At 65.7% G+C, this 16979-nt stretch carries 14 protein-coding genes and 3 pseudogenes; 9 read left to right on the forward strand and 8 right to left on the reverse strand.

The window, feature by feature from the left end; translation table 11 throughout:
- Positions 1 to 138: 138 nt before the first annotated feature.
- Positions 139 to 1968, reverse strand: a complete 1830-nt coding sequence (locus tag J2Z30_RS42725; protein ID WP_052701890.1) for an AMP-dependent synthetase/ligase — start codon at positions 1966 to 1968, stop codon at positions 139 to 141.
- A 73-nt stretch (positions 1969 to 2041) separates the two neighbouring features.
- Between J2Z30_RS42725 and J2Z30_RS51170 the strand changes: the two genes are divergently transcribed.
- Entirely contained in the window at positions 2042 to 2173 is a 132-nt protein-coding gene (locus J2Z30_RS51170) for a hypothetical protein (protein WP_281062818.1), read from the forward strand.
- Positions 2174 to 2514: 341 nt separating this feature from the next.
- On the opposite strand, the gene J2Z30_RS42730 is transcribed toward J2Z30_RS51170, so the two are convergent.
- On the reverse strand, positions 2515 to 3063 hold the full coding sequence (locus tag J2Z30_RS42730) for a TetR/AcrR family transcriptional regulator (protein ID WP_199335039.1): 549 nt from the start codon (positions 3061 to 3063) through the stop codon (positions 2515 to 2517).
- Positions 3064 to 3131: 68 nt separating this feature from the next.
- Complete coding sequence (locus J2Z30_RS42735) at positions 3132 to 3899, reverse strand: creatininase family protein (protein ID WP_209469069.1); 768 nt, start codon at positions 3897 to 3899, stop codon at positions 3132 to 3134.
- 197 nt (positions 3900 to 4096) lie between these two features.
- Here J2Z30_RS42735 and J2Z30_RS42740 point away from each other — a divergent pair, with 197 nt between their 5' ends.
- The 7 genes and pseudogenes from J2Z30_RS42740 to J2Z30_RS42770 all read left to right on the forward strand — a co-directional run bounded on the left by J2Z30_RS42740 (position 4097) and on the right by J2Z30_RS42770 (position 10561).
- Positions 4097 to 5278, forward strand: coding sequence for an LLM class flavin-dependent oxidoreductase (locus tag J2Z30_RS42740; protein ID WP_044580302.1), 1182 nt, complete (start codon positions 4097 to 4099; stop codon positions 5276 to 5278).
- Positions 5275 to 6093 carry an enoyl-CoA hydratase/isomerase family protein gene (locus J2Z30_RS42745; protein WP_044580303.1) on the forward strand — a complete coding sequence of 273 codons (819 nt, stop codon included), beginning with the start codon at positions 5275 to 5277 and terminating at the stop codon, positions 6091 to 6093. Before J2Z30_RS42740 ends, J2Z30_RS42745 begins: the two co-directional genes overlap by 4 nt.
- Positions 6094 to 6105: 12 nt before the next feature.
- Complete coding sequence (locus J2Z30_RS42750; RefSeq protein ID WP_044580304.1) at positions 6106 to 6885, forward strand: enoyl-CoA hydratase/isomerase family protein; 780 nt, start codon at positions 6106 to 6108, stop codon at positions 6883 to 6885.
- The gene (locus J2Z30_RS42755) at positions 6878 to 7378 is read left to right on the forward strand and encodes a flavin reductase family protein (RefSeq protein ID WP_044580305.1); all 501 of its coding nucleotides are present in this window, start codon (positions 6878 to 6880) and stop codon (positions 7376 to 7378) included. The genes J2Z30_RS42750 and J2Z30_RS42755 overlap by 8 nt, the downstream gene beginning before the upstream one ends.
- A gap of 46 nt (positions 7379 to 7424) precedes the next feature.
- A complete protein-coding gene (locus J2Z30_RS42760; protein ID WP_052701891.1) occupies positions 7425 to 9254 on the forward strand; it encodes an AMP-dependent synthetase/ligase in 1830 nt (609 codons plus the stop codon).
- A gap of 167 nt (positions 9255 to 9421) precedes the next feature.
- Positions 9422 to 9517 (forward strand): annotated as a pseudogene (locus J2Z30_RS50320) (IS982 family transposase); the annotation flags it as partial.
- A 60-nt stretch (positions 9518 to 9577) separates the two neighbouring features.
- Positions 9578 to 10561, forward strand: coding sequence for a LysR family transcriptional regulator (locus tag J2Z30_RS42770; protein ID WP_044580308.1), 984 nt, complete (start codon positions 9578 to 9580; stop codon positions 10559 to 10561).
- Positions 10562 to 11013: 452 nt separating this feature from the next.
- On the opposite strand, the pseudogene J2Z30_RS52175 reads toward J2Z30_RS42770, so the two are convergent.
- The 4 genes and pseudogenes from J2Z30_RS52175 to J2Z30_RS42795 form a co-directional block, all read right to left on the reverse strand.
- A pseudogene (locus J2Z30_RS52175) lies at positions 11014 to 12022 on the reverse strand (IS630 family transposase).
- Between the two features lie 71 nt (positions 12023 to 12093).
- Positions 12094 to 13371 carry an MFS transporter gene (locus J2Z30_RS42785; protein WP_308280247.1) on the reverse strand — a complete coding sequence of 426 codons (1278 nt, stop codon included), beginning with the start codon at positions 13369 to 13371 and terminating at the stop codon, positions 12094 to 12096.
- Complete coding sequence (locus J2Z30_RS42790; RefSeq protein WP_044580309.1) at positions 13368 to 14060, reverse strand: FadR/GntR family transcriptional regulator; 693 nt, start codon at positions 14058 to 14060, stop codon at positions 13368 to 13370. The genes J2Z30_RS42785 and J2Z30_RS42790 overlap by 4 nt, the downstream gene beginning before the upstream one ends.
- Before the next feature lie 235 nt (positions 14061 to 14295).
- Positions 14296 to 15250, reverse strand: a pseudogene (locus J2Z30_RS42795) (IS701 family transposase).
- A gap of 595 nt (positions 15251 to 15845) precedes the next feature.
- On the opposite strand from J2Z30_RS42795, the gene J2Z30_RS42800 reads away from it, so the two are divergent.
- Positions 15846 to 16289, forward strand: coding sequence for an ATP-binding protein (locus J2Z30_RS42800; RefSeq protein WP_044580311.1), 444 nt, complete (start codon positions 15846 to 15848; stop codon positions 16287 to 16289).
- 236 nt (positions 16290 to 16525) lie between these two features.
- Here the strand turns inward: J2Z30_RS42800 and J2Z30_RS42805 are convergent.
- Positions 16526 to 16979: biotin/lipoyl-containing protein (locus J2Z30_RS42805; RefSeq protein ID WP_308280248.1), on the reverse strand; the 454-nt coding region annotated here is incomplete at its 5' end.

A 16979-nucleotide genomic window follows, 5' to 3' on the forward strand; every position in this document is an offset into this window, starting at 1 on the left:
TACGACTGGACTAATTCAAATTCCACAAGTATGGATGCAGAAGAGACATGATCTGGGAGTGGCGCGCAAGAAAGGTCTGCGCCGCGGCGCCGGCTTGCACTGCTCGGCGCTGTTGTTGTGTCAGATCGGGAGCCTTCACTAATGCGACCGCGGCCGTAGGTGGTTCGCGATCACTGTGTCGTCATTCTCGCCGTACATTTCGTCGATCAGCGTAGCGAATGAATTCACTACCGCGTTCCGCTTGACCTTGCCATTCGCGGTCCGCTCGCCGCGTTCGGCCTCGAGGGGCCGAGGCAGCACACGGAAGTCCTTCAGCTGTTGCGCGCGTGCGAGGCCGGTGTTGACTCGCCCGAGCTCGGCCCGCAGGCGTTCGGACAGCGCCGTCGCAGTCAGCGCCTTGGCCTGTGTGCTCGGTTCGAGCAGCACGGTGAGGCACTTGCGCGCGTCGCCCACGACGATCGCTTCGCTGATCAGCGAGCTCTCCTTCAGCCGGGTTTCGATCGGCTGCGGATTGATCGTCTTGCCGCCGCTGGTGATGATCACGTCCTTCTTTCGGCCGATGAGGCGGATCTCACCGTGCGCGGTACGCTCAATCAGGTCGCCGGTACGGAACCAACCGTCCTGCAGAACGGCATCTGTCTCTTTGGGGTTGCGCCAGTATTCGCGAAACAGCAGTGGTGCGCGGACCAGCATTTCACCATCATGTGCGACCTCGATCTGGAAGCGTGGGTCCGAGAATTTTCGACCAATATATCCCGGGCGAGGAAACGTCTGGTCGAAATGAGCAACGGGGCAGCCGGCTGTTTCGGTGAGGCCATAGCTTTCGCGTAGATCCAGCCCCCAGATCTGCCACAGCGCGATGACGTTCTCGGGCGTCGCGGCAGAGGCGGTGAAAGCGACGCGAAGGCGGTCCAACCCGACGCTTGCCCGCAACGGCAGGAAGACACGGTGAAGCACTGCGGTGTACGCGATCCGCAGCAATACCGAAGGCTGACCACTGGACCAACGGCGCTCGACCATTCGGCGACCGACCCACATCGCGCCTTTGTAGGCGTACCGGCGCACCCGGGGCCATGCCTGCGTTCGTGCGATCAGCTCGCCGGCGACCTTCTCGTAGAAGCGCGGGGGCCACAGCAGTGCCGTCGGTCGCACGGTGCGCAATGCGTCCTCGTAGTCCTCGATGCGGCAGTACGTCACCACGAGACGTGAGAGCAGCGGAGTGAAGATCAGCAGCAGCGCCGGCGCCACGTGGGCCAGCGGCAGGAAGCCGACGATGTCGTGCTCACGGCTGTCGAGCTCCGGATAGAGGCCGACGACGGTCTGGACCGAGTGCTGAAGCGTACGGTGCGAGTGTGTGACGCCTTTCGGAGCTCCTGTGGAGCCCGACGTGTAGAAGAGAACGGCGGGGTCGTCGAGTGTCGTGGCAGCGACCATCTCGACCAGACGGTCGGATACGACGCTTGGATGCCGAGCTCCCTCTGTGCGCAGCTCCTCCCACGTTGTCCCAGTGATTGCCCCGGGCAGCGCCGACGGGGCGGTGTCCATGCCGACGACGAGCCGCAGCTTGGGTGTGCGGGCCGCGATCTCCGCCACCTTGTCGAGCTCCGTAGTTGTCTCGCCCATAAAGGCCACTGCCTCGCTGTGCGCCAGGATCTGCTCGATCTCGGCGGGCGAGTTGGTCGGGTAGACGCCGACCACCACGCCGCCGACACTCTGCACGGCCAGTGCGGCGAAGGCCCATTCCGGGCGTGCGCTGCTCATGACCGCGACGCGATCGCCGTGCCGCACGTGGTGCTCGACAAGGCCGAGCGCGATCTCGCGTACTCGGTCTCGGTACGTCCGCCATGTGATCGCGTGTACAACCCCTTCGCGCCAGTGACGCAGCGCAACGATGTTGGGCTCGGAGCGCGCACGATCAAGCAACAGCTGCGGATGCGTCCGGATCGGTTCAAAATTCATCAGATCCATCACACGGCCTCTCCGCGGATCCACGAGAGCTGACGAGCCGGGCCCGACGTCATCCATATAACACCCTGCCAAGGTGGAGGAAATCGCCGCGGTACCACGTCATCGGCTCGCAGAGTTCAACAACGGCCTTGATCCCGATATCGTCACGGCGACCATCCGCATTCCCGCGATCAACGCGCTGCTCGTCCCCGCGGACGCGAGCTGACAAGAAGAGTAGTGGCTCGATCGCCCTCCGCAGCGCACCGGAGCCTTCGGCATCCGGCCGAGTCTGCCCAGGTCCAGGCGGTCAAGGACATCGCCTCACCCAAGACACTGCGCGAGCGTTGGCCGGGGGAGATGCTGTTCGCGGTCCTGGACGACTTCTCCCTGCATCGGCACGCCAAGGTCCACCCTGGACCGCCGCCAACGACGTGGAGCCGACGCTCGCCGCCAATGGTTCCCCGACATCCGGGGCATCCCGAAGCGCCGCGTCACCTCCCGGTCACCAGCCCCGGCCTGGATCAGGTCAGCGGCTACGAGCCGCACCCTTGAAGACGCCCACTCCTGTCAGATCGCGTCCGCGGGGATGAGCAGCGCGTTGATCGCGGCGGTGCGGATGGTCGTCGCGACGATGTCGGGATCGAGGCCACTGTTGAACTGGGGTACCGCGTTGATCATCGAGAAGACGGCGTGTGTGAGAACGCGGGTCTGCGCGTCTGACAGGTCGGGCCGCAGCCGGGTGACCAGTCCGCTCCACTCTTCGGCGTAGAGGCGCATCATGCGTCGCATGCGATGGCGTTCGTCCTCGGGGACGTTGTGTTCGTTCTTCAGGAACACCAGCGTGGACGGAACGTTCTGGAGACTGCGTTTGACGTGGTAATCGATCATCTCCTCGAGTGCCTTGCGTGGATCCGTCACTTCGGCTGCCGTCTTGCGGGCATGAACCAGTAGTTCGTTGAGCGGATCCTCGAGCACGGCGATCAGCAACGCCTGCTTGCTCGGGAAGTGCCGGTAGAGCGCGGGGCCGGTCACACCGGCACGCGCGCCGATCATCTCAGTGGTGACCGCATCGAAGGCACGCTCGTTGAACAACTCTCCGGCGACCTTGATCAGCACCTGCCGACGGGTGGCGCGGGGAGACGCGGTACGGGGGGTAGGTGAGCTCGACACACGTAAAGTCTAGTCTAGGTGAGCGGCCGATAACGTGCCATTGCGTGTTCCGCGAGCAGGTCGGCCACCGCGGTCAGACAGGCGAAGCCCAGCTCAGACGACATGCCGCGCGGATCACCGAGCACCCCGCTGGGTGCGACTGCCTTGACACCGTCAGTGAATACGCGGGCCAGCAACGCGTCATCCATGGACCCGGTGAAACCTGCGGCGGCACGATCGTTCCTCACGGCGTCCGGCCGCACGGCTAGCATGATCGAACTTTCGGCGACGTCGGCATGGCCTCCGACGTGGTCGGCGAGGCCGGCGACGCGTTGAGCGGCATCGCGCCACGCGCGGAGGACCGCTGCCGAGTCTGCGAACGCGATGACATCCAGGTCGGAGGGAAACCGCGCGGCGAGCTTCGGCTCGATGTCGCTGAGCACCGGGTAGTTGCCGATATGCGCCGAGAAGATCAGAACCCGACGGAAGCCGTGCACGGCAAGGCTCGCGCAGCAGTCGGCGCAGATCGCTTCGAGCGTCTCGGCCCGCAGCGAGAGCGTTCCGGCGAAGCCGAGGTGGTGCGACGAGCAGCCGATCCGCACCGTCGGTAGCACGAGCGCGTCGCCAAGCCGCTCGGCGACAAGAACACCCAGTCGATCGGCGTGATCACTGTCGACCGACATCGGCAGGTGCGCACCGTGCTGCTCCGTGGCGCCCAGCGGCAAGACCGCCGTACGCATACCGCTCGCGATGGCACTCGCGATGTCAGACGAGGTCAAACGCTCAATCCGCAACTCGCTCACGTGTGGTCACTCCTCCTCCTGCGCCTGCTCGGCCAGTACCTCGCGGATGCGTCACTACTCGACGGATGGGGAGAGGTCCGCGGTCGAGGCTCACGCACGTTAATCATAACTAACGTCTTCCCCATCCATCGCGGCCTTGACCTGGGCTGGTCTACGTCCTACGTTATCGCCGAATAACATTCGACGGAAGGGTCGGTATGGACTTCATCCTCATGACCGAGGGGGACACCCCGGTCGGGCTCACCCATGAGCACCGCTACCGGGAACTGGTCGAGGAGGTACTGCTCGCAGAGCGCGTCGGCTTCGACGCCTTCGGCAGTTCCGAGCAGCACGTCGCCCTCGGGACGGCCTCGGTCTCCGCTCCGGAGGTGCTCTACCCCTACCTGATGGCTCTCACCAGCCGGATCCGCTTCATCCACCTCGTGACGCTGCTGCCGACACGGATGAACCACGCACTGCGCGTGGCCGAACGCGTCGCGACCGAGGACATCCTCTCCAACGGACGCGTCGAACTCGGCACCGGACGCGGCAACACCACCCTCGCCCTGCGCGCCTTCGAAGTCGACCCATCCGAGAACAAGTCCCAGTGGCGAGAAGGCGTCGAACTCATCCGCCGCGCCTTCCTCGACGACCCGTTCTCCTACGTGGGCGAGCACTACAAGATCCCGCCCCGCAGCCTGGTCCCCAAGCCCCTCCAGGCGCCCCACCCGCCCATCTCAGCCGCCGCCGGCAGCCCCAGCTCCGTCGAAACCGCGGCCACCATGGGCATCGGCGCCATCATGGGCGGCCTCTACCTCGGATTCGACCTCGTCGAAAACATGGTGAAGCTCTACGACAAAACACTCGCCGCCACCGACCACCCCCACCCGATCACACCACGCAAGATGGTCGCCATCTCGGGCGGAATGCACTGCGCCGAGACAACAGCGCAAGCCCGCACCGAGGCCAAACCCCTCTTCGAGATGGCCAAACTCTCCACCGACGCCTACGAACGGCTGTCCAAGCTCTCACAGGACTACGCCTACATGGGCGCCGTCAAAAACATCGACTTCAACGACGAGGAGTACATGTTCGAACACTCCCAAGGCTTCATGGTCGGCGACCCCCACCACTGCATCGAACACGTACAGCGATACGCCGACATGGGCGTCGACGCACTCGTACTACGCGTCGACAGCCTCCCCCACCACCAGCTACTGCGCTCGATCGAACTCTTCGGCAAATACGTCATCCCCCACTTCAAAAACCCCCGCAACGTCGTCCGCCCCGCCGACCACGTACTCGCCGACATCCGAGCCGCACGCCCCGCCCACCAAGAAGCACTCCACCACTTCCACTCCCAGCACAACCCCACACACCACAAGGAGACCAGCCGATGACCAACCTCTACAACCACGGCACCGGCGACATCCTCACCGAACACCACGACAACGGCATCCTCCAGATCACGATCAATCGACCCGACCGGTACAACTCGCTCACCCTGCCGATGTTCGAGGAGATGAACCAGATCTGGGCCGACGTCGAGCGCGACGACCAGACCCGGGTCGTCGTCATCACCGGGGCCGGCAAAGCCTTCTGTACCGGGATGGACGTCGCTCAGCCCGATCCCACGCCCCAGGATGCGCTCGCGATGCTGGAGACCGAACGCAAGCGGGTCGCGACGATGTTGCGCATCGAGAAGCCGATCATCTCCGCGATCAACGGCCCCGCGGTCGGCTACGGGCTGTCGACCGCGCTTCTCGCCGACATCAGCATCGCCGCGGACGACGCGGTGCTGATCGAAGGCCATACCAAGGTCGGTGTGACCGCCGGCGACCACGCCGCGCTCATCTGGCCGTTGCTTGTCGGCATGGCCAAGACCAAGTACTACGTGCTCACCTCCGAGAAGCTGACGGGCGCCGAGGCCGAGCGGATCGGGCTCGTGAGCCTGTCCGTTCCCCGCGAGCAGGTGCTGCCCCGCGCGCTCGAGGTCGCGTCCCAGCTGGCCCGCGGTTCCCAGCAGGCGCTCCGTTTCACCAAGCGTGCGCTCAACGCCTGGCTCACCAACGCGATGCCCCAGCACGAGCTGTCCTCGGCACTCGAGATCCTCGACTTCGCCGGTGCCGACTACGCCGAAGCACGCCAGGCTTTCCGGGAGAAGCGCCCCGTGGACTTCCCCTCCGCTCGCGCCGCCGGCGGACCGGCGAACTGAGGGAAGGCGAGCATGAGCATTGCCTCGCACAACACAGCGCCCAGCGCTGTGCACGCGTCCGACGAAGTGGACGGCGTGGTTGTACTCACTCTGAATCACCCGCCGGCGAACGCGCTCAGCAATTCGCTCGTCAGCGAGCTGTCAAAGACGCTGGAAACCCTTGCCAGCGGCCCCGGCACCCCCGCAGTGGTCCTGACGGGAGCTGGTGAGCGCTTCTTCTGCGCGGGTGGCGACATCAAGGAAGCCATCGGCTTCGGCGCCGATTCGATGGTCGAACGGATGGCGTCGTTTCACGCGCTGCTCTGCGCGTTGGAGGACTTTGCCCGGCCGCTGGTGTGTGCGGTCAACGGCTGGTGCGTCGGTGGTGGCATCGAAATGGCACTGTTCGCTGACATGGTGTACGCGTCGACTGAGGCGCGTTTCGTCTTCCCCGAGATCAACCACGGGATGCTGCCGGCCGTGAAGGGGATCACTCGAGTGCGCGGGGTCCTGGGTGACCGCGCGGCCCGGCGCCTCCTGCTGGGCGGAGAGCCCGTCGACGCGTTCGATGCGGAGAGGATGGGCATCGTCGACCAGGTGGTCGAGCAGGACGACCTGCTCGCGATCGCGATGGCGGACGCGCGGGCGGCAGCGGCGAAACCACCTGCCGTGTTCGCGGCGCTGAAACGGGCCCTTCACTCAGGGACTTCCAGTTGGCCGGTCGAAGAGCAGCTCCGCGTCACGGTTGCCGACGCGCGCACGGTCTTCGACGACCCTGCCGCCCGAGCTGCCCGCGAGGGATATCATGGTTGATCAATTTCAAGGGCTGGACCCGGCCGCCTTCCGCTCGGCGTTGGCCCGCTTCCCTTCAGGCGTGACGATCGTGACGACGCGAAGCGCGTCAGGCACGCTCCACGGGTTCACCGCGAGTTCCTTCGCGGCGCTGTCGCTCGATCCGCCGCTCGTCCTGGTGTGCCTGGACCAAGGAGCGGACTGCTCTCCCGTCTTCATGGCAGCTGAGCGGTTCATCGTCAACATCGTGACACCCGCACACGCCGAGTTGGCGATCAAGTTCGCGACAAAAGGTGAAAACAAGTTCGCGTACGGAGCCTTCGAATTCGATGAGACGGGTCACCCGCTACTGCCCGATGCAGCGGCAGTCATCGGTTGCGAACTGGAGCAAGCCGTACCCGGCGGGGATCATGTGATCCTCATCGGCCGTGTAGACGACGCGCGGACAGGTAGTGGCAAGCCGGTGACGTGGTACCGAGGTGGCTTCCTGCACCTCGGGGAGAGTGCCGCATGAATCTCATCGGGCTCGGGCTTGTCGGCTCTGGAAGAGAGGCCGTGTCATGGATCTGACCAATTTCGAGCCAACCCGGACGCTACCGGGGCTGCTGCTCGATCGCGCGAACAGGGAACCCGACGCCGTCGCGCTGCGTTACTGGCGTGATGGGGTCATGCAGGCGATCACGTGGCGGACGTACCGGGATCGCGTGCAAGATCTCGCGCTCGGCCTCATCGCGCAAGGTGTGCGGCACGGCGATCGCGTCGCGGTGATGAGCAGCGCACGCCCGGAGTGGGTGTTCGCCGCGCTGGCCGTGCAGAGTGTCGGCGGCGTCGTGATCGGCGTCTATCCGACCAACTCACCTGCCGAGATCGAGCAACTCCTCGTACACAGCGAGGCCGTCGCCTTCATCGGCGAGACGACGACGGAGCTCAGCAAGGTGGCGAAGGTCGCCGCACACACACCGAAGCTGCGGCTCGTGGTCGGAATCGACGCCACTCCGCCGGAGCTACCCGAGGTGATCAGAAGGACACCGTGGGAAGCGCTGTGCGAAGAAGGAACACAGTACGCCGACGACAGCGCCGATCCTCTGTCCGAGCTGGTCGCCGTCGGCTCCCTCGACGATGCCGCCGTGCTGTTTTACACGTCGGGATCCACGGGAGTTCCGAAAGGCGTCACCCACTCGCACCGCACGCTTCAGCACTCGGTTCAGACCTTCGTCGGCCTCTACCCGCAGCTCCTCCGCCACGAGCACGATGTCGTGGGCTTCCTGCCGTTGGCCCATGTGGCGCCGGCGGTGGTGTCGGTGTTCGCGCCGCTGCTCTCAAGGCTGGTGGTCACATACTGCCGCATTGGTGACTACGAAGATGTGTTGCGCTCGGTGCGGCCGACGGCAGTGCTCTGGCCGCCGCGGTTCTACGAGAAGATCGCCGGCGAACTGATCGCACAGACGGAGGTCTGGCCGCGACTTCGTCGCTACGCCTATGACGCCGCCATGTGGGCCGGCCGCAGGGTAGCCGAACGCCGCTGGTCCCATCGCCGACCCTCGGTACTGCTGCGGATCGCGTACGCTGCCGCACTTCGCGGAGTGTTCTTGCCACTGCGGGCTACCGTCGGAATGGATCGCATCCGGGTTGCCTACACCGCATCTGCCGCGATGCCCGAAAGCGTCATCGCGATTTGGCAGATCTGGGGGCTCGATCTTCGCGAGAACTACGGTCTCACCGAGACCGCCGGGTGTCCCATCGCTCATTTCAACCAGCCGTTCCCCCGTCCGGGCTTCATCGGCAGGGAATTCCCGGACCCGCGGTTCCAGGTGAAAGTCGCGGACGATGGCGAAATGCTGCTCCGCGCGCCGTTGCTCTTCGACGGATACTGGCGCAACCCGGCGGAGACCGAGGCTGTTTTCCAGGATGGTTGGTTCCGTACCGGTGACCTGATGGAGCGCACACCCCACGGCGACATCCGGCTCATCGGCCGGAAGAAGGACGTGATCATCACCCGAGGCGGCAAAACGATCAATCCTCAGCCCATCGAAACCCGGTTGAAGGAGAGCTCACTGATCAACGAAGCGATCGTCGTCGGCGACGCCCGCAAATACCTCACCGTCCTGCTCGAACCGAGCACAACCGCAGACGCCCGGTCGGCAGAGGTGCTGGCCGAGAGCCTGCGAGCGGAGGTCGCTCGGGTCAACGCGGACCTCGCGCGCGTAGAGCAGTTGAAGGACTTCCGCGTTCTGCCGCGGTCCCTGGAAGTCGAGCGCGGCGAGCGGACCGCGAACGGCAAGATCAAGCGCAATGCCGTCGTGAACTCGTTCGCAACGTTGATCGACGACATGTACGGCGCGAACGACGATGCGGCGATCGCAAACCATGTGCGCTCGAGGCCGAACTAGGCCGTTGATCGCATGGAGATCGCGTGAGGTGAGATGGGTCCGCAGGCGTGGGAGGAGGGCGTTCAGCTTGATGTGTGAGCGAAGAACCGAACACCCTTCTGATGGCACTCTACGTGCTGATCAACGACCAGGTGGTCGTATCCCGTGCCTGCCGTGGCCATCAGCCGTTGTTGTCCGCCACCCCTGTGCCCTGCGGCATGTCGCGGGAAACGGTCAAGCGCTCGGAGCTGACCGGGCACGCCGACAACGGCTACTACGCCGCCGGACCGCAGGTGCAGTCATGATTGCCACGTCCACCCGAGTATGCGGCAAGAGGTGGAGCCATGCCGGTCCCTGACCTGACGTTGCAGCAGCTTCGCGCAGTCCGGACACTCGCCGCATCCGGCAGTTTCACGAAAGCAGCCGCAGCGGAGCACATCTCTCAGTCAGTCCTCAGCAGGAGGATCAAGGAAGTCGAGCGTCTCCTGCGGGTGCGGTTGTTCGACCGCACCACTCGACAGCTCGACCTCACGGCCGCGGGGCATGCCTTTCTCCTCATGACGGGCGCCGTCCTCGACGACATGGACATGCGACTGAGCCGCTTCATGTCGTACGTGGCGGCCCAGTCCGGAACCATCGCCCTAGCCGCGCTTCCGTCGCTCGCGGCGGCTGTGCTGCCGGGCGTGATGCGCGGCTTCATGCTGGATCACCCCGAGGTGGAGTTCGAGATCATCGACGGGGCCGCGGATGAAGTTGTCGAACGCCTCGAAGGTGGGACTGTCGAACTCGGCTTGACCGCCCACGGTGACCTGCCAGACGGCTTCTGCTTCACACCACTGCTGCGGGAACAGTTCTACGGGGTCGCGCACCACAGCCATCCTTGGTCGGCGCAGAATTCCATCTCGTGGGCGGACTTCAATGGTGAGACCGTGGTCGCAACGCGGCCCGGAACCAGCATCCGAGCGATCACCGACGCTGCGTTCAGCAAGCACTCGATCTCGGTGAGCCACCACTTCAATGCCTGTAGCGCGGCGACGATCCGCGGGCTGCTACGGGCCGGCGTGGGCGTGGCAGCTCTGCCGGCCTTGGAGTTGCAGGGTTTCGGTCTGGATGATCTGGTCGCGGTACCCGTGGTTTCTCCGGGAGCAACCAGGGTCACCGGCGTGATGTACCGCTGCTCTCAGGACCTCTCGCCCGTCGCGGCTCGCTTTTTGGATTTCATGCGCGCCACCGAGATCGATCCCCCGCGAGGAGTCTCCCACGTTCACGAGGGCTACACCGGCGAACCAGACACATTGAGCCACGCGGGGGTGGAGCTCGCAGAATGAGGTCGGCGATCGTCTCGGGCCGGGTGGTGCTGCCGGGTGGCCTTCGGCGGGCCTGAAGGGTGTCAATACCCCGATCAGGCCGCTGATCTGGGTGTTTCTTGTGGCTGGAGAAGTCGTTGGGGTGGCGTGGTGTGGTACTCGTTGAGCAGACCGCCGAGTAGCTGTCGCCGTCGGACTACGGCAGCAGGCAGGGGGATGACGCTCGGGTGGTCGTCCGGGGCGCGTAGGTCGAGGCTGCGGTGGGCCCGTCCCGCGTTCTAGTGCTCCGCGTACTGGGTGAGGACCGTGCGCAGGTGTCGTTCGCCGGTGATGAGGAGGCGGTCGGTGCATTCGGTCCAACATGTGTCCCGTCCTACCGATCCGACTCATCCGGCGCGCCCCGTGGGCTCCCCGTACCAGCCACGCCCGATGGGCTCCGCTAACTACGTATCAGCGTTACTGATCTCGGCTCGTTAGGGTGATGTGGGGGTGTCCAGGGGCAGGCCGGTCCCGGCTATGAACCCATCGAGGGTGTCGGGTCGGTACTGCAGGTGTTTGAGCCGGTTGCGCACGAGCTTCTCCAGGGGGTCGAGGGCGACGACGGCGAGGTTGGCCAGGCTGCGTTTGACATGTGCCCACACGCCCTCGACCGGGTTCAGATCGGGCGAGTACGCAGGAAGCAGGAACACCGTCAGCCACCCACGTTCGGCAACCAGCTCCTGCATCGTCTTGGAGACGTGGGTGTTGGGCCGGTCCCACACCAGCACGATGGGTGCCTTCACCCCGCGGGGTGAGTGAGCAGGCGGTGGCACAGCCGGGTGCGGGAGCCCGGACGCCAGGCGATCAGCCCGGCCACCGACAGGCGCCCCGAGCGTCGTCCACTGACGGTGACGACTGGGGTGTGGCCTCGCCGGCCCCAGGTGCGTCCTTTGGGCGGCCTGCGGGTGAAGCCCGCCTCGTCCTCAAAGCAGATGTAGTCCCTGCAGGCCGCCCACTTTTTACCTCCATCCAGGTCGCCTCCTTCCAGCCGGTCACGGCCTGCTCGTCGCGCTCGGCCACCCTGCGTGCGGGCATCTGCGGAGTGAAACCGAGCCGGCGCATCAGCCTCGTTGCGCCCGGGACGCTGTAGGAGACGTGGAACTTCCTGCTGATCAGCGTGGCCACCCGTGCAGCCGTCCACACCTGGTCTTCCGTCCAGCCCGTGCGCGGCCGGCCCCTGCTCGAGATACCCGGCGAGCTTCTCCAGACAGCGCGACGACAGGCGACACCGGCCCCCGCTCGGCCCTCGCGAAAGCAGCGCGTCGGCACCACCTTGCCGCCACAACTGCTGCCACTGGTAAGCCGACTTCACACTCACACGCAGCTGCCGGGCCACCTCGGGCGGTTGACCTGCTGAGCGAACAGCTCCGCCGACTGTATCCGCACCGCTTCCCGGCGCCGCCGTGCTGCAGGCGTCAGCCCGCCCCCATCCGCATATCTCACGCACCACGGACTACCGACAACACAACACTCACATCAGGATGTTCCGCAAACATCACCCTAACGAGCCGAGATCAGTAGTCTGTTTTGTGGTCAGGCCGGGTGTGAACGTGGCGGTCGCGTCCAGCGCCATAACCGGCAGCGGCCATGACCAGGCTCAATGCGGTGAGGAGAAGGAGAGCACCGGTCCAGCTGCCGGTGGTGTCGTGGAGGACGCCCAGAAGAAGGGGTCCGGCCGCGGCGACGAGATAGCCGATGGACTGAGCCATCCCGGCCAGGGCTGTGGTCTCGCTGGGACCAGTGGCACGTTGGCTTTGGAAGCTCAGGGCGAGCACGAGACAGACACCGGCTCCCAACCCGAGAAGAGTGCACGCCGCGAGTGCGAGCGCTGGAAAGAGGAGCAGAAGCGCGAAGCCTGCGGCGACGATCGCTGAGCCCGCAGCCGCAGCGAAGCGCTGGTCGTGGCGGCCTCGAGTGATCAAAGGCAGCAACATGCTCGTGACCAGTGCGACGAGCTGGTAGTAGAACAGCATCCAGCCGGCAGCTGTGGTGCTCGTGCCCTGCTGACTGAGGATGCTGGGCAGCCAAGCGACGGCGGTGTAGAAGGCAAGGGATTGCAGGCCCATGAAGAAGGACACCTGCCATGCCAGCCAGGATCGCCATGGGGTTCGAGCGTGTGTCCCATGAGACCGCACGCCGCCGTCCGGCCGGGACCCGCGTAGCCGAGGCAGCCACACGGCGAGAGCGGCGACGGCGACGACTACTCCCCAGGCCAGGGCGGAATGCCAGGTTCCGGGTAGGGTCTCGGCAAGCGGGACGGAGATGCCGGACGACAGAGCAGCGACCACTCCCATAGCGGTGACGTAGAGAGCGCTGACGGTATGAACCCGCGAGCCGGGCACGTGGGTGCGAATCACCGTAGGCAGCAGGACGTTGCCAACTGCGATCGCCACCGAGAGGATCACGGTTCCGACGAACAAACAGGCAAGCGAAGGCAAGGACCGGATCACGGTGCCCGCTGCCAGCACTGCGAGGGCGGCCACGAGGAGGCGGGTGGTGCCGACCCGGTGCGAGGTGCGCCCGACAAAGGGCGAAGTCACAGCAAACACAAACAGCGGCAGGGTGCTCAGTACGCCACCCTCTGACGCAGTCAACCCTGTGTCGTGCTCGATGGCCGGCAGCAGTGTGCCCACACCCGTCAAGGTCACGCGTAGGTTGGCCGCCACCAAAAGGATCGCGATCAAGAGGCCGGCCGAAAGGGTGGGCGTAGTAACCGGCGTCTTCGGGGTTGCGATCCGGTCGGCCTTCGTAGCCGTGGTGAGGCCGGCGCGGGAGTTCCTCGAGGTGGTCACTTCTGTCGTTCCGTTCCGGTCTCGGTGAGCTTCACGATCTCGGTGGCGCAGTAGCGTGCACCGACCTCGTCTTGGGCAGCGATCGCCTCAACGAGACGCCTGTGCAGAAGGCTGTGCTCTGCGGCCGTCGCGCCGGGCCAGAGTGTGCCGCCGATCTGTTCGGTGACCGCGGTGCTGAGGACGTCGTACACCTCGGTAAGGAGGGTGTTCCCGCTGGCACTCACCACGGCCTGGTGGAAGCGGGTATCGATCTCTGCGATGGCGGCCATCTCCGGTGAATCCGCTGTCGCCTCGGCCTCGTCGAGGAGGTGCCGCAGGCGATTCAGGTCGTCTTCGGTACGCCGCAACGCGGCCAAGCCCGAGGCGTACTCTTCCAGCACTGCGCGCAGTTCCAGCACGTCGCTCCACCTCGAGGTGTTGGCACGTCTCATCAGTACCGAATGCATTTCGCTTGATGTCCGGACGTACGTCCCGTCACCTTTCCGAGCCTCCAGCAGGCCCAGATGCACCAGCGCGCCGAGCGCCTCGCGCACCGTCGTACGCCCGACACCGAGTTGCTCGACCAGATCATGTTCGGGCGGAATCCGCATCCCTACAGGCCATGTGCCGGATGTGATCTGCTCACGAAGGGTGTCCACCAGTTGCGCCGACAAGCTCGCGACGCGGCGCGGCGTGCGAAGATCTTTCATAAGGCGAACCTAACACCGAATGTCTGACATCTGTACGTGATGTAGGTCGCCACCCGCCTTGGTCCTCCTGCCGTCCATGGGCCCTCGACGCAGCGAATGCGTTGATCGCGGCGGCGCGGATGGGCGTCTTGACGACTCGGCCTGGTAGGACTCCGTTAGGTCTGTCTTGATCTAGGTGTTGTGGGCCTGGTGGGGAGGGGCTGGTGGCAGGTGGTGCAGGTGCCGGTCCAGCACCTCAGGATGTCCTGGAGGGCGTCGAGGATCTGGTAGAGGGTGAGTGCGGTCCAGGTACTTTTGGGACCGGACGTTGTTCGGTGAGAAACGCGTGGGCCGCGGTCACGAGGGTGACGTGGTGGTGCCAGCCGGGCCAGGACCTGCCTTCGAAGTTGCCGACCGGGCGGACGCGCACGGCGGCGAAACGGGAACGTAACTCGCCGCCTGAGCCCTGCCGCCAGGTGAGGGAGGTGAACGCCTTCTGCCCGAGGCCGGTGGCAAGGGCTGCCACTGAGGGTGCGGGGTGGCGGTAGCGGGGCTGGGGCCAGCAGCCGACGGGGCCCTTGCGGTCCGGGGCTGTCGGTTGGGCGTCGAATGGGTGGGCGGTCACGTCCGCGCGGACGGCCGGCGTGTAGTCGATTCCCCGCTGTGCCAGGCCGGCCCGAAGGTGGGCGTTGGTGCCGTAGGCGGCGTCGGCCACCACGACCGGCGGCCTCATGCCCCAGCCGGCCAGCGTGTCGAGCATGTCCAGAGCCAGCCGCCACTTCTCGCGGTGCCCGGCTTCGGGCGGGATGCGGGTGAGGGTCCTGCGGTCAGTGTCCGCCGCCCACTCCTTGGGCAGGAACAGCCGCCACTGACCGCGACCTGGCGGTTGGCGCGTTTGCCCAGAGCTCCGCAGTACTGCGGAGTCACGGCGACCGACATTCTTCCGTCCTTGGGCGGCGACACGTCGTCGATCACCCAGGCGGTCGGGTTGACCAGTGGCAGCATGCGTTCACAGATCCGACGCGCTGTTCGTTGCCGTCCGGCAGCCGCGAGGCCATGGCCTGGATCGACTTGCGGCGGCCGTCCAACATCAGTCCCCGCAGGTAGCAGTCGCCTTTGGTCCGCTGGTCCTTGCGCGGCACCGACGCGAACACGTCAGCCACGTATAACGCCAACTTCGCCCGGACACGGTTCACTTCATGTGCGTCCATCCACCCAACATGCCCAGGAACAGGCCGAACCGGAAGACCTAACGGAGTCCTACTAGGTGGGCAGCCGATAACATGCCGTTGCGTGTTCCGCGAGTAGGTCGGCTGCGCGCGTTAAGACAGGCGAAGCCCAGCTCAGATGACATGCCATGTGGGTTGCCGAGCACTCCACGGGATGCGACTGCCTTGACGCCGTCAGTGAATACGCGGGCCAGTGGTTCGTCGTCCATGGGCGTGATCGCATCCTCCCCGGCACTTGATCAGCCGGTACGTCCTCCCTGGTTGTGCTGCCAGCTGGCAGCCGCGCGAATAGGTGGCAGACCGATCCCTGACACCACGGCCACATTACTGTACATTAACTTTTTTCCTCTTCGCTCATGCCTTGACTCCGTCGATATCAGGACATATGTTGAATGTGAATCGCCCATAACGTTAGCGGCCAATAACGACGGAAGAGTCGGTACGGACGTCATCGTCATGACTGAGGGGCCACCCCCGCCGGATCCCCGGTGGCTAGGCGCCGCCACACCGCGCCCGAGAGGTTCCTCCTCGGCCTCGTCGTCCGCAGCCCCACCGGGAGCACCCCCAGGACAGCACCATGACTCACAACCTGCCCGTGAAGCTCGGCAACAGCCTTGAGACAGTCTCATCTGCTCGGACAGATGTGGTCTTCCCTCTGCCTCACATTCCAGAAGGTCTTGCCGCCGTCCGCCGACGCGCCGCCCGCGCTATGCAACAGTGGCGCATCCCCTCGGACCTTGCGGACGATGCGCTTCTGGTCGTCTCCGAACTGATCACCAATGCGGTCATTCACGCCCTTCCCCCTGCGTCGCTGTGTTTGTCCCGGCAGGGTGGCCGGGCTGCGTGCGCCGTCCGCATCGAGGTCACTGACGCGGGCCCGGCGCTGCTGCGTCACCACGGCGGCAGCCCTCGGCAGCCCGAGGAGAGCGGCCGCGGGAGCGCCATCGTCGCCGCACTGTCCGCCCGCTCCGGAACCACGACCTACCAAGGCGGGACCACTCGATGGGCGGAGATCCAATAGCGCACGCCCTGGCCAGCTCTCCGGCGTCCACCCCGCGCGGCAGACGTGTCACCTTCGGCTGCTGGAGGCGGTCAAGGGGGGAGCTCGCGAGTTCTGGCGGCACGTACTCGGAAGTCACAGATGTCTGGCGACGCGTTGTGGCCCCGCCGGGCGGTCGGCTAATCCTGCCGAGGACGGCGGAAGCGCCAGTCAGTTCTGGGGCTTACCTCCGAGTGGAGCCGCAGCGATCATTACTGTCAGTCCTTGATCTCGCAGATGACGGCGCCCGAGGTGAGGGACGCGCCGACCTCGGCGGCCAGACCCTTGACGGTGCCCGCGCGGTGGGCGTTGATGGGCTGCTCCATCTTCATGGCCTCCAGGACCACGACGAGGTCGCCCTCGGCCACGGTGTCGCCCTCGCCCACGGCGACCTTGACGATGGTGCCCTGCATCGGGGAGGCCAGGGCGTCGCCGGAGGCGGCGGAGCCGGACTTCTTGACCGCCTTGCGCTTCGGCTTCTTCGAGCCGCCCGCGGGGGCGGTGGCCACGCCCAGGGAGGCGGGCAGCGAGACCTCCAGCCGCTTGCCGCCGACCTCGACGACGACCGTCTCGCGGCCGGTGGGCTCCTCGGCCTCGTCCGCCCCGGTCGGGGTGAACGGGGCGATGGTGTTGTTGAACTCGGTCTCGATCCAGCGGGTGTGGATGGTGAAC

Source organism: Streptomyces iranensis (assembly GCF_017874715.1).
Taxonomy (GTDB): Bacteria; Actinomycetota; Actinomycetes; order Streptomycetales; family Streptomycetaceae; genus Streptomyces; species Streptomyces iranensis.

Bases quoted from the DNA above. Each gene is read 5' to 3' on its own strand.
- J2Z30_RS42740 (WP_044580302.1), top strand. From the start codon at position 4,097: ATGGACTTCATCCTCATGACCGAGGGGGACACCCCGGTCGGGCTCACC.
- J2Z30_RS42790 (WP_044580309.1), bottom strand. From the start codon at position 14,060: ATGAAAGATCTTCGCACGCCGCGCCGCGTCGCGAGCTTGTCGGCGCAA.
- J2Z30_RS42745 (WP_044580303.1), top strand. From the start codon at position 5,275: ATGACCAACCTCTACAACCACGGCACCGGCGACATCCTCACCGAACAC.
- J2Z30_RS42755 (WP_044580305.1), top strand. From the start codon at position 6,878: ATGGTTGATCAATTTCAAGGGCTGGACCCGGCCGCCTTCCGCTCGGCG.
- J2Z30_RS42725 (WP_052701890.1), bottom strand. From the start codon at position 1,968: ATGGATCTGATGAATTTTGAACCGATCCGGACGCATCCGCAGCTGTTG.
- J2Z30_RS42760 (WP_052701891.1), top strand. From the start codon at position 7,425: ATGGATCTGACCAATTTCGAGCCAACCCGGACGCTACCGGGGCTGCTG.
- J2Z30_RS42800 (WP_044580311.1), top strand. From the start codon at position 15,846: ATGACTCACAACCTGCCCGTGAAGCTCGGCAACAGCCTTGAGACAGTC.
- J2Z30_RS42750 (WP_044580304.1), top strand. From the start codon at position 6,106: ATGAGCATTGCCTCGCACAACACAGCGCCCAGCGCTGTGCACGCGTCC.
- J2Z30_RS42770 (WP_044580308.1), top strand. From the start codon at position 9,578: ATGCCGGTCCCTGACCTGACGTTGCAGCAGCTTCGCGCAGTCCGGACA.